This is a genomic window from Pseudomonas sp. PS01298, from assembly GCF_029959745.1.
Taxonomy (GTDB): Bacteria; Pseudomonadota; Gammaproteobacteria; order Pseudomonadales; family Pseudomonadaceae; genus Aquipseudomonas; species Aquipseudomonas aylmerensis.
In genome coordinates this window covers 24,931-36,807 of record NZ_JASCPP010000028.1, presented here as the reverse complement: position 1 = coordinate 36,807, position 11,877 = coordinate 24,931, and the positions used below count along the sequence as shown (strand labels likewise).

Below are 11,877 nucleotides of genomic sequence, written 5' to 3'. Positions count from 1 at the left end.
GCAAGCCGTTCTCCTACAGGGCGGTGTTCAGCGTGCGCCCGGATCTGCGACGAGTCGCCCCGCATCCTTGGTCAGCGCCTGCAGAAACTCCTGCTGCAACTCCGGATCATTGCGTGTCAGTTCGATCAGGCTTTGTTCCAGTTCGCTGGCTTCTTCTTCCAGGCCCAGCTCCGACAGGCGTTTGACGCGGTGCACCCACTGGCTCACTTCGTCATCTTCCAGGTCGTCGTAGATCAGGCCGTGGGCTTCGAGCAACTTGCCGCGCAGGGTGTTGCTGATCGCCAGGGTCGAGTCGGAATGCACGTCGTCCTGGCCATCTTCCACGCTGATCTTCAAGGTCGTGACACGGTTCAGGTCCTGCTCGGCAAACGGGCTGTCCAACAGGTTCAGGCGCAGCACGCCGTTACGGTCGGTGGTCAGCTCATGGATCTGCTTGCCGGCAGTCACCTGTACCGGGCGTTCGCTCCAGGGCAGGCTCGAATACTCCACGCGCTTGTCGCGCTGGACTTCATCGATGCCTGCAAGGTTCTGTTGCGCACGGCCATGGGATTGCACGTTCATGAACGGGTTGAGGCCGTCCACGCCGTAGGTCAGCCAGTCGTGGGTCATGCTGGTCGGCAGGTTGCCGAGGGCGAAGATATTCACCACGTTGGCGCCCGCGCCGGCGACCAGGGCAACCGCGCCCAGGGGCATCTCGTAGAGTTTGCGCCAGGGCTGGTAGGGGGTGTAGCGGTCGTAACGACGGGTGACTTCGAACTCGGTGACCTCGAAGGTCTTCTGCTCGTGAATGCGGACCCGGCGTTGCGGCAGCTCCAGCACTTTGGGTTCGCCGACATCGATCTGCAAGCTATGGTCGAGCAATTTACGCTCGACCCGCTCCTCGTGCTCACTGCGTTGCGACATCTGGTTGGCGCAGCCGCTGACCAGCAGGGCGCCGCACAAGGCGGCGCCCCCCAGGGCTCTGGTGTTTCGCTTGAACATGACTTCTCTTGATCTGGTTTTCAGCGACGAATACGCGCCTGGAGGAAAGACAGCACGTCAGCCACCGGCAACGGTTGGGCTTCGGCTTCGGTCCGGCTTTTGTATTCCAGATTGCCATCGGCCAGGCCGCGGTCACTGACCACGATCCGGTGTGGGATGCCAATCAGTTCCATGTCGGCGAACTTGATGCCCGGGCTGGTTTTCTTGTCGCGGTCATCCAGCAGTACTTCGAAACCGGCGGCGGTCAGTTCGGCATACAGTTTGTCGGTAGCCTCGCGTACCTGCTCGGTTTCGTAGCGCAGCGGTACCAGGGCGATCTGGAAAGGCGCCAGGGCGTCGCTCCAGATGATGCCTTTCTCGTCGTTGTTCTGCTCGATGGCAGCGGCAACCACGCGCGATACGCCAATGCCGTAGCAGCCCATGTCCAGGGTGATCGGCTTGCCGTTCTCGCCCAGCACTTCGCACTTCATCGCCTTGCTGTACTTGTTGCCCAGCTGGAAGATGTGCCCGACTTCGATGCCGCGCTTGATTTCCAGGGTGCCCTTGCCGTCCGGGCTTGGGTCACCGGCGACCACGTTACGCAGGTCGGCCACGGTCGGAACCGGCAGGTCACGCTCCCAGTTCACGCCGAAGTAGTGCTTGTCGTCGATGTTCGCGCCGATACCGAAGTCGCTCATCAGCTCGACCGAGCGGTCGATGATGATCGGCAATGGTAGGTTCAGCGGGCCCAGGGAGCCGGCGCCGGCGCCAATTGCGTCGCGCAGTTCGGCATCGGTGGCCATGACCAGCGGGCTGGCTACGCCAGGTTGCTGGGCTGCCTTGATTTCGTTGAGTTCGTGGTCGCCACGGATCACCAGGGCGATCAGCTTGCCTTCTTCCTCGGCACGCACGATCAGGGTCTTGATGGTCTTTTCAATCGGCAGATTGAATTTTTCCACCAGCGCCGCGATGGTCTTGGTGTCCGGCGTGTCGACCAGGCGCAGCTCTTGCGCCGGCGCAGGACGCGAAGTTTCGCGTGGCACGGCTTCGGCTTTCTCGATGTTCGCCGCGTAGTCGGAGCCATTGCTGAAGACGATATCGTCTTCGCCCGACTCGGCCAGCACGTGGAATTCGTGGGAGCCGGCGCCGCCGATGGAGCCGTTGTCCGCTTCAACCGGGCGGAACTTCAGGCCCAGGCGCGTGAACACGTTGCAGTAGGCCTGGTGCATGCGGTCGTAGGTGACCTGCAGGGACGCCTGGTCTGCGTGGAACGAATAGGCGTCCTTCATGATGAATTCGCGGCCGCGCATCAAACCGAAGCGTGGGCGGATTTCGTCACGGAATTTGGTCTGGATCTGATACAGGTTCAGCGGCAGCTGCTTGTAGCTGCTCAGCTCGTTGCGCATCAGGTCGGTGATCACTTCTTCGTGGGTCGGGCCGGCGCAGAAGTCGCGGCCATGACGGTCCTTGAAGCGCAGCAACTCAGGACCGTACTCTTCCCAGCGCCCGGATTCCTGCCACAACTCAGCCGGTTGGGTGCTCGGCATCAACACTTCCAGAGAGCCGGCGGCGTTCATTTCTTCACGAACGATGGCTTCGACCTTGCGCATCACCTTCAAGCCCATGGGCAGCCAGGTGTACAGGCCAGAGGCCAGTTTGCGGATCATGCCGGCGCGCAGCATCAGCTGATGGCTGATCACGACCGCGTCGGAAGGCGTTTCTTTCTGTGTGGCGAGCAAATATTGACTGGTACGCATGGTAGGCCGTTGTCGGTTGCTTGGACTTGAAATGACTTGGGATTGTACGGGCGCTTGCTGCTGGAGTACAGGCATCAGGTCGTGGTGAGGCTTCTGTCGAAAGCCTTTGTGCAGGCGCTGGCTTGCCTGCGCTGGCATCACCTCGTTGTCACTGTAGACCAAGGTGTGCGCATCGCAGGCAAGCCAGCCCCTGCAGTGACCGGTCGTGTCAGTCCTCGGCCGGAGGATTCAACCGAATCCGCCGATTCTCCTGAAACCAGTGCAGCGCAATCAGGAACAGCGTCGGCACACCGAGCAGGCAGGTGATCAAGAAGAAATTGTGATACCCGAACTTCTCCACCATCACTCCCGAGTACCCACCGATCAGGCGCGGCAGCAACAGCATGATCGAGCTGAGCAGCGCGTACTGCGTGGCGGAGAACTTCAGGTTCGTCAGGCTCGACAGGTACGCGACGAAGGCCGACGTCGCCAGCCCTGAACTGAAGTTGTCCAGGGAGATGGTGAAAATCAACATCTGCAGGTCCGGGCCCATGTCCGCGAGTGCGACGAACAACAGGTTGGTACCGGCCGACGCCACGCCGCCGATGAACAGGATCGGCAGGATGCCGAAGCGCACAATCAGCAGGCCGCCCATGCCGGCGCCGAGCAGGGTCATGATCAGGCCGAAGATCTTGCTGACCCCGGCGATCTGGTCCTTGGTGAAGCCCTGGTCGATGTAGAACACGTTGGCCATCACGCCCATCACCGTGTCTGACATCCGGTAGGTGGCAATCAGCCCCAGCAGCAGCAAGGCCTGCCAGCGGTAACGCAGGATAAAGTCGTTGACCGGCGTCAGCACCGGCGCCAGGCCACGTCGACCCATGGCCGAGAGGCACAGGGCGGTGAGGGTGATATAGAGGATGGCGCGCAGGAAGGCGCGATCTTCCATCAGCAGTTCCCACAGGCTCATGCCGTGGAACAGCACGCTGGCAAAGTCGGTGTTGTACAGCTGGGTAAACATCGCGGGCACCGACACCAGCAGCACGATCAGTACGAACACCGACACCAGTTGATGCACGAAGCTGTAGCGCCCGGCCTGCAATTGGGTGCGCAATGGCACATTGGGTTCGCGCATGAACAGGGTGGTCAGCAGTGCCGGGATCATCAGCACGCCGAACAGCACATAGGTGCCGGTCCATGCCGAGTGCTTATAGTTGAAACCGGTGGAACCGAAGCCTTCGGCAAAAAACAGCGCGCCGGCCGTGGCCAGCAGGGCGGCGATCCGGTAGCCGGACATATAGCTGGCAGCGAGGGCGGCCTGGCGGCTGTCGTCGGCGATTTCCAGGCGGTAGGCGTCGACTGCGATGTCTTGGGTCGCCGAGGCAAAGGCCACGATTACCGCAATGGCGATCAGCCAGGACAGGTGTTTCTGCGGGTCGCAGAACCCCATGCCGATCAATCCGAGGATCACCAGCGACTGGGCCAGCACCAGCCAGGAACGACGACGTCCGAGTTTACCGAGCAGCGGCAGGCGCCATTGGTCGAGCAGCGGCGACCACACCCATTTGAAGGCGTATGCCAGGCCGATCAGGCTCGCATAGCCGATGGTCTCGCGGGCCACACCGGCCTCACGCAACCACACCGAAAGCGTCGAGAACACCAACATGTAAGGCAAGCCGGCGGCAAAGCCGAGCAACAACAGGACTAACGTCGAGGGGCTGGCATAGGCGGCGAGCGCGGCGCGCCAGGTTTTACGGGGCATGGGCTGGAGTCTGCCTCAGATTCACGGAAACAAAGCGCGCACTCTAACCGCTGTGCTCTACCGGGCGCCAGCCATGGCGCTGAATATCCACGCGATTGTTGCGGACTGTGATGCCTTCATCGCGCAAACGCGCGCGTTGTTCGTCGCCCGAGGCACTGCCCACGGGCAGACTTATCCGACCACCGGCACCCAGCACACGATGCCAGGGCAGTTTGGTGTCCTCGGGAAGCTGGCTCAGGGTGCGCCCCACCCAGCGCGCCGCGCGCCCCAGGCCGGCCAAGTGCGCCAACTCGCCGTAACTCACCACGCAACCTGGCGGGACCTGCGCCAATGTCAGGTACAGCGCGGTGCGGCGCATTTCGGCGGGGCTTTGCGGCGTTTCGGCGGTTGGATTCACTGGGGTCTATCCGTAGGGAATGGCGGTCTATCTGTAAGAAACGTCTGAGAACATGGCAATGAGCATGGAACTCAATCTGAATCCTTGAGTCAGTCCTAGCTATCTAACACGATAAGTGCCCCTTTTCGCCAACCTTGAGCCTCTTACTTGCTTATGTTGTCCAGAACCCTGCTGTGCCTCGCTGTTTTCAGCGCCTCCTCGCCCTTGCTGGCCGATACCGTCTGGTTGAAGAACGGTGACCGCCTGACCGGCAAGATCAAGGTCTTCGACGGTGGCAAATTGCTGATCCAGACCGATTACGCAGGCGCCATTCCGGTCGACTGGAAGCAGGTGAAAACCCTGGAAAGCGATCAGGAGCTGCTGGTCAAGCAGGATGCCTACACCGGCGAGAAGGCCAAGTCGCTGAAAGCGGCGGACGATGGCAAGGTGGTCCTGGCCAATGGCGAAGCGCCCAAGACTGTCGAGTTGGCGAGCATCCAGCAGATCATCAAGCCCAAGCCTGTGATCGAAGACCTGGTGTGGAAGGGCAATGTCGACCTGGCGCTGGACTACAAGCGTGCCGACAAGGACACCAACGACTACGACGTCGACTTCAAGACCACCGCACGGCATGGCCAATGGCGCCATACCGGGCAGGGCGAATACAACCGCGAGTTCCAGGACGACGTGACCACCACCGACAACTGGGCGCTGGAATACGACCTCGACCGGTTCATCACCGAGCACTGGTTCTGGCAGGGCCGCCTGACCTACAAGCGCGACAAGGTTGAAGACCTGTCCCGTCAACGCACTGTCGGTACCGGCCCGGGCTATCAGTTCTGGGACGACGAATTGGGCGCGTTCTCCCTCGGTTCGCTGGTCAACCGCACCGACTATGAATACGCCGATGGCGGCAAGGACAACTTCTATTCCCTGGCCATGAAGTGGAACTACAACCGCTACCTGGTAGGCAAGACGGTCGAGTTCTTCACCAGCGGCGAGGTGGGCAAGCCGCTGTCCGGGCCGGCCGCCTATTCCCTGGATTCGGAAATAGGCCTGCGCTACAAAGTCACCGAGTGGGCCTCGCTCAACCTCAAGGCCGAGCGCGACATTATCAGCGGCGACTCGGAAAGCAGCCTGAGCAAGACCCGCTACACCGCAGGCTTCGGCGTGGCCTGGTAATCCGGCCGTAAAACCCGCTTGGCAACCTTTGCTGATATTGATTACCTTGTGTTGAGATCCATTCCCATATGCTATGGGCGGCCGCATACCCGAGGAGTCATACGTTGAGCACGCACGTTGCCAAGAACGCCCGAGAGCTGTTGCTCAAGGAATACCGTGGGGCTCTCTCCACATTGTCCAAGGCCATGCCCGGCTTTCCCTTCGGTTCGGTCGTGCCCTATTGCCTGGACGAGCAGGGCCGCCCGCTGATCCTGATCAGCCGCATCGCCCAGCACACCCATAACCTGCAAAAAGACCCCAAGTGCTCGCTGCTGGTCGGCGAGCGCGAAGCGGACGATGTGCAGGCAGTGGGGCGCCTGACTTACCTGGCCGAAGCCGAGAAACTCGAAGACGGCGCTGCCATCGAGGCGGCCGCCGAGCGTTATTACCGCTACTTCCCCGATTCGGCCAACTATCACAAGGCCCACGATTTCGACTTCTGGGTGCTCAAGCCGGTGCGCCACCGTTATATAGGTGGCTTTGGCGCGATTCATTGGGTCGACCAGCTGACCCTGGCCAATCCGTTCGCGGGCAAGGCCGAGCGCAGCATGATTGAACACATGAACAGCGATCACACCAAGGCCATCGCCCACTACGTCGCCCTGACCGGCTTGCCCACCTTCGAGCCTGCGCAATTGGCCGGTATCGACAGCGAAGGCATGCACCTGCGTATTGGCCAATCGCTGCACTGGTTGCCTTTCGCAACGTCTTGCAACACGCCGACACAAGTACGCGAAGCCCTGGTTTCATTGGCCCATGCCGAAGTCTGGCCGAAAAAAGCCAGCGCTGACGCTTGAATTCACGAAATGGCGACGTCATCTAAGGTGGACTGGCAAGGCATTCTTGCGTTGAGGAACCATTTGATGCGCCCTTTTTTGTTGCTCTTTCTGCTGTTCCCGGTGTTGGAGCTGTTCGTATTCGTACAAGTCAGCAGTGCAATCGGCTTTTTCCCGGCGCTGCTGCTGATCATTCTCGGCTCGATGCTCGGCGTTCTGGTGCTGCGTGTCGCCGGCCTGGCCACGGCACTGCGTGCGCGTGAAAGCCTGAACCGCGGTGAGTTGCCGGCCCAGACCATGCTCGAAGGCCTGATGATGGCTTTGGCGGGCGGTCTGTTGATCCTGCCGGGCTTTATCAGCGACGTGGTCGGCCTGGTCATGCTGTTGCCGGTCACCCGCAAGCTGCTGGCCGGCAAGATGCGCCAGCGTGCCGAAGAAGCTGCGATTCGCCAGCGCGCATTCGCCGATGACCTGCAACCCCGTGGTGGCCCGGCTCCGCGCCAACCCCTGGGACGCGAAGGTGATGTGATCGAAGGCGAGTTCGAGCACCGCGACAGTAAATAACCGCTCCATTGCCACGGCACCTTCGGGTGCCGTGTTGCATTTATAGGCGGGCAGATGCAAAAAAATTTCCTGCCCGGCCCCTTGTAATAAGCTTATGCGCCCTTATGTAACGGTCACCGCAAGGTTTCTGGTGGCGACACCAGACAGACTTCCGCGTCTTGCTTGGCGAGGCGCGACCGGCACAGCCGGAATACAACCCGCCGGTACCGATACCGGCCGATGAAAAACACAATTAGGAGAGATCGACAATGAGCAAGCTTCGTCCTCTGCACGACCGCGTCGTTATCCGTCGCAGCGAAGAAGAAAAGAAAACCGCTGGCGGTATCGTTCTGCCAGGTTCGGCTGCTGAAAAAGCCAACCACGGTGTGATCGTCGCTGCAGGCCCAGGCAAGACTCTGGAAAACGGTGATGTACGTGCGCTGGCCGTTAAAGTCGGTGACAAGGTTGTATTTGGTCCTTACTCCGGCAGCAACACTGTGAAAGTCGACGGCGAAGACCTGCTGGTAATGGCTGAGAATGAGATTCTCGCTGTTCTGGAAGACTGATTTTCCCGCTCATTTTCCCGTTACTACAAAGTATTTAAGGAATATCGATCATGGCTGCTAAAGAAGTTAAATTCGGCGATTCCGCCCGTAAGAAAATGCTCACCGGTGTCAACATCCTGGCTGACGCAGTAAAAGCGACCCTGGGCCCGAAAGGCCGTAACGTGATCATCGAGAAGAGCTTCGGCGCTCCGACCATCACCAAGGACGGCGTTTCCGTCGCTAAAGAAATCGAACTCGAAGACCGTTTCGAAAACATGGGCGCGCAGCTGGTCAAAGACGTTGCCTCCCGTGCCAACGATGACGCAGGCGACGGCACCACCACCGCTACCGTCCTGGCTCAGTCGATCGTCAACGAAGGCCTGAAAGCCGTCGCTGCCGGCATGAACCCGATGGACCTCAAGCGCGGTATCGACAAGGCCACCATCGCCGTTGTTGCCGAGCTGAAAAACCTGTCCAAGCCATGCGCTGACACCAAGGCTATCGCTCAGGTAGGCACCATCTCCGCCAACTCCGACAGCTCCATCGGCGACATCATTGCCGAAGCCATGGAAAAAGTCGGTAAAGAAGGCGTGATCACCGTTGAAGAAGGCACTGGCCTGGAAAACGAACTGTCGGTTGTAGAAGGCATGCAGTTCGACCGTGGCTACCTGTCCCCGTACTTCGTCAACAAGCCAGAAACCATGGTTGCCGAGCTGGAAAGCCCGCTGATCCTGCTGGTCGACAAAAAGATCTCCAACATCCGCGAAATGCTGCCAGTACTGGAAGCCGTTGCCAAAGCCGGCCGCCCACTGCTGATCGTTTCCGAAGACGTTGAAGGCGAAGCCCTGGCAACGCTGGTTGTGAACAACATGCGTGGCATCGTTAAAGTCGCAGCCGTCAAGGCTCCAGGCTTCGGCGACCGTCGCAAGGCCATGCTGCAGGACATCGCCGTATTGACCGGCGGTACCGTTATCTCCGAAGAGATCGGCCTGAGCCTGGAAAGCGCCACCCTGGAAAACCTGGGTAGCGCCAAGCGCGTGACCATCTCCAAGGAAAACACCATCATCGTTGACGGTGCTGGCGTTGACGGCGACATCCAGTCGCGTATCAACCAGATCCGCGCCCAAGTTGCCGAAACTTCCTCGGACTACGACCGCGAAAAACTGCAAGAGCGTCTGGCCAAGCTGTCCGGCGGCGTTGCAGTGATCAAGGTTGGCGCTGGTTCCGAAGTTGAAATGAAAGAGAAGAAAGCCCGCGTTGAAGACGCCCTGCACGCAACCCGCGCAGCCGTCGAAGAAGGCGTGGTACCTGGCGGTGGCGTTGCGCTGATCCGTGCTCTGGAAGCGCTGGTTGACCTCAAAGGCGACAATGCTGACCAGAACGTCGGTATCGCTGTTCTGCGTCGCGCCGTTGAATCCCCACTGCGTCAGATCGCTTCCAACAGCGGCGACGAGCCAAGTGTTGTGGTCAACGAAGTGAAGAACGGCAAAGGTAACTACGGTTACAACGCTGCAACCAGCGAATACGGCGACATGGTTGAAATGGGCATCCTGGACCCAACCAAAGTGACCCGTTCCGCGTTGCAGGCAGCCGCTTCGATCGCTGGTCTGCTGCTGACCACCGAAGTTGCGATTGCTGACAAGCCGAAGGCTGAAGGCTCGGCTGGCGGCGGTATGCCAGACATGGGCGGCATGGGTGGCATGGGCGGCATGATGTAAGCCAGCCTTACCCCCGTACTGAAAAAACCCCGCCTGCAGTGATGCAGGCGGGGCTTTTTTATGAGGGCTGGGGTGTCTGGATTCATGCTTGCTGGTGACAGAGGGCTTGACCGCGACAAGAGGTGTGCCAGTCACACTGCTATCGCGGGCAAGCCCGCTTCTACGGGGTCAGCGTGCGCTCAACTGTGGCGCCGCTGGCTTCGGCGGCTTCCAGCTCAGCAATTGCTGCTTGAACCCATAACTGGCGGCCTGATAGTAGGTGATCGCCCGTTGGATCAATGGATCATCACTGCCGACCCGGACTTCCTGGCTCGCCGCCAAGGCTTGATAGTGACGACGCAAACCCAGCCGGGGACTGAGAATCGCCAGGTCCTGGCCATCAAACAGCCCCAGGTGCTGGTAGTTGCCGACCACCACGCGCGGTGGCAGCGGATTGTCCTGCAACAGGTTGCGGCCAAAGAAGGTTGATTCGTAGCTCAGGTTGATCAGCCCCAGCAGCGTCGGCGCCAAGTCGATCTGGCTGGCCAGTTGTGCGGTTTCGCGGGCGTCGATCAGCTTCGGTGCATAGATAAACAGCGGAATCTGGTAGTTGCTGATCGGCAGGTCTTCCTTGCCGGCGCTGCCGGCCGTATGGTCGGCGACGAACACAAAGATCGTGTTATCGAACCAGGGCTTCTGCCGGGCCGCCTCGAGGAATTCGCCAATGGCATGGTCGGTGTACTTCACCGCGCCGTCACGACCATTGCCGGATTTGATATCGATGCGCCCATCCGGGTAGGTGTAGGGGCGATGGTTTGAGGTGGTCATCAGTTGCAGCAAAAACGGTTGCTGCTTGGCGTAATCGGCATCGGCCAGTTTCAGGGTTTGGCGATAAAGGTCTTCGTCGGCCATGCCCCAGGCATTTTTAAACGAAATTTCCGCTTCGGGCACGCTGCTCTGGTCGACCACCCGATAACCGTTGCCGCTGAAAAACGCGTTCATGTTGTCGAAGTAACCCCGCCCGCCGTAGACAAACACACTGTCATAGCCAATCACACTGAGTTGTTGCCCCAGGCTGGCAAAGCCGCTTTCCCGGCCGATGCGCTTGACGATCGAGCGGCCCGGCGTGGGGGGAATCGCCAGGGTGATCGCCTCCAGGCCACGGTCGGTACGGGTGCCGGTGGCATAGAAGTTACTGAAATACAGGCTCTGTTTACGCAACGCATCGAGGTTGGGCGTGAGGTTGCGCCCATCGCCATTGCTGCCCATGTATTTGGCGCTGAAGCTTTCGATGGTCACCAACACGATGTTGGGTTTGCGCGGTGTTCCAGGGTTGGTGATCGCGCGCCGGATATCCAGCGGGTCCTGGTCGATGAAGCGCGCGTTGGGCTCACTCAGTTCCGCGCGCAACTGTTTGGCGACCACCTCGGTGGGCAGGCTTTGGTAGAACTGTGAATAGTCCAGCTCGTTGTTGCGAAAGGCGGCGAAAAATTGGTACGGGCCATTGCTCGCCAGCTCGTTGTTGTACGCGTTGCCGCCCTGGGTGCGTGGGCTGTCCTGGCTGATCAGTTGCAGGCTGAGGCCGGCGACAACCAGCAGCGCCAAGGCATTCACCACACGGCTACGCAGCGCAGGCAGCGGCGCGCTCATCGCGGCATTGAACGGCTTGCGCAACACCACGCTGAAGACAATCGCAAGCATCGCCAGCAGGCTCAGCAGTTTGCCGATCGGATAGGATTCCAACAGGTTGTTCAACACCTCATCGGAATACACCAGGTAATCGACGGCAATGAAGTTGAAGCGCACGCCGAACTCATCCCAGAACAGCCACTCGGCCGCCGACGTGAACAGCATGGCAAACAGGCTGACGGTAAGCACCGCCTGCAGGAACCAGCGGTGGCCGCGGCGGCGCCACAGGGCCGGTGGGCACAGCAGCAGATACAGCCCCAACGGCAGTGCCGCATAGGCCAGGAACCCCAGGTCGTAGAGCAGGCCCACGCCAAACACCGGCAGCAGATTGCCGCCGACTTCATCCAGGTGAGCGATGAGCAGCACGCTGCGCGTGAGCAGGAATACCACTAACCAGGCACCGGTTATCAACAGCAAATAGCGCATTGGCGCTGTTTTGACAAAACCCATATCCATGTTCCTTATATCAATGGGGGGCGATCTTCGCCCTGACACTGTGGTCAGTTTGTGAAGCTATAGTGAAAAACTCGTTCAGCCGATCAATCAGTTGAAAACCTTTATCGACGGGCCTT

Annotated in this window: 10 protein-coding genes; 5 read left to right on the top strand and 5 right to left on the bottom strand. The window is 60.0% G+C overall.

All coding sequences use genetic code 11. The features are described from left to right. Positions 1-27 precede the first annotated feature (27 nt). The 4 genes from QMX97_RS12650 to QMX97_RS12635 form a co-directional block, all read right to left on the bottom strand. The gene (locus tag QMX97_RS12650; RefSeq protein WP_065908724.1) at positions 28-981 is read right to left on the bottom strand and encodes a hypothetical protein; all 954 of its coding nucleotides are present in this window, start codon (positions 979-981) and stop codon (positions 28-30) included. Between the two features lie 20 nt (positions 982-1,001). Further along, the gene (locus QMX97_RS12645; RefSeq protein WP_106802712.1) at positions 1,002-2,717 is read right to left on the bottom strand and encodes a proline--tRNA ligase; all 1,716 of its coding nucleotides are present in this window, start codon (positions 2,715-2,717) and stop codon (positions 1,002-1,004) included. Between the two features lie 208 nt (positions 2,718-2,925). Continuing rightward, a complete protein-coding gene (locus QMX97_RS12640) occupies positions 2,926-4,458 on the bottom strand; it encodes an AmpG family muropeptide MFS transporter (RefSeq protein ID WP_065908726.1) in 1,533 nt (510 codons plus the stop codon). Positions 4,459-4,501: 43 nt separating this feature from the next. Continuing rightward, positions 4,502-4,855, bottom strand: coding sequence for an MGMT family protein (locus QMX97_RS12635; protein WP_065908727.1), 354 nt, complete (start codon positions 4,853-4,855; stop codon positions 4,502-4,504). Positions 4,856-5,008: 153 nt separating this feature from the next. On the opposite strand from QMX97_RS12635, the gene QMX97_RS12630 reads away from it, so the two are divergent. The 5 genes from QMX97_RS12630 to groL all read left to right on the top strand — a co-directional run bounded on the left by QMX97_RS12630 (position 5,009) and on the right by groL (position 9,637). After that, entirely contained in the window at positions 5,009-6,016 is a 1,008-nt protein-coding gene (locus tag QMX97_RS12630; protein WP_065908728.1) for a DUF481 domain-containing protein, read from the top strand. A 104-nt stretch (positions 6,017-6,120) separates the two neighbouring features. Then, positions 6,121-6,852, top strand: coding sequence for a HugZ family protein (locus tag QMX97_RS12625; RefSeq protein WP_065908730.1), 732 nt, complete (start codon positions 6,121-6,123; stop codon positions 6,850-6,852). Between the two features lie 66 nt (positions 6,853-6,918). Beyond that, positions 6,919-7,395 (top strand): FxsA family protein, encoded by a 477-nt coding sequence (locus QMX97_RS12620; RefSeq protein ID WP_016971150.1) that lies wholly within the window; start codon positions 6,919-6,921, stop codon positions 7,393-7,395. Positions 7,396-7,643: 248 nt separating this feature from the next. Further along, positions 7,644-7,940, top strand: a complete 297-nt coding sequence (locus QMX97_RS12615; protein WP_003175874.1) for a co-chaperone GroES — start codon at positions 7,644-7,646, stop codon at positions 7,938-7,940. A 50-nt stretch (positions 7,941-7,990) separates the two neighbouring features. Continuing rightward, the gene (gene groL / locus QMX97_RS12610) at positions 7,991-9,637 is read left to right on the top strand and encodes a chaperonin GroEL (protein ID WP_034109202.1); all 1,647 of its coding nucleotides are present in this window, start codon (positions 7,991-7,993) and stop codon (positions 9,635-9,637) included. Positions 9,638-9,805: 168 nt separating this feature from the next. On the opposite strand, the gene QMX97_RS12605 is transcribed toward groL, so the two are convergent. Further along, positions 9,806-11,755 (bottom strand): LTA synthase family protein, encoded by a 1,950-nt coding sequence (locus tag QMX97_RS12605; protein ID WP_282397033.1) that lies wholly within the window; start codon positions 11,753-11,755, stop codon positions 9,806-9,808. Positions 11,756-11,877: the final 122 nt, after the last annotated feature.

Excerpts from the sequence above, each read along its gene's own strand:
- QMX97_RS12650 (WP_065908724.1), bottom strand. The coding sequence starts at position 981 with ATGTTCAAGCGAAACACCAGAGCCCTGGGGGGCGCCGCCTTGTGCGGC.
- QMX97_RS12645 (WP_106802712.1), bottom strand. The coding sequence starts at position 2,717 with ATGCGTACCAGTCAATATTTGCTCGCCACACAGAAAGAAACGCCTTCC.
- QMX97_RS12640 (WP_065908726.1), bottom strand. The coding sequence starts at position 4,458 with ATGCCCCGTAAAACCTGGCGCGCCGCGCTCGCCGCCTATGCCAGCCCC.
- QMX97_RS12630 (WP_065908728.1), top strand. The coding sequence starts at position 5,009 with ATGTTGTCCAGAACCCTGCTGTGCCTCGCTGTTTTCAGCGCCTCCTCG.
- QMX97_RS12620 (WP_016971150.1), top strand. The coding sequence starts at position 6,919 with ATGCGCCCTTTTTTGTTGCTCTTTCTGCTGTTCCCGGTGTTGGAGCTG.
- QMX97_RS12615 (WP_003175874.1), top strand. The coding sequence starts at position 7,644 with ATGAGCAAGCTTCGTCCTCTGCACGACCGCGTCGTTATCCGTCGCAGC.
- groL (WP_034109202.1), top strand. The coding sequence starts at position 7,991 with ATGGCTGCTAAAGAAGTTAAATTCGGCGATTCCGCCCGTAAGAAAATG.
- QMX97_RS12605 (WP_282397033.1), bottom strand. The coding sequence starts at position 11,755 with ATGGGTTTTGTCAAAACAGCGCCAATGCGCTATTTGCTGTTGATAACC.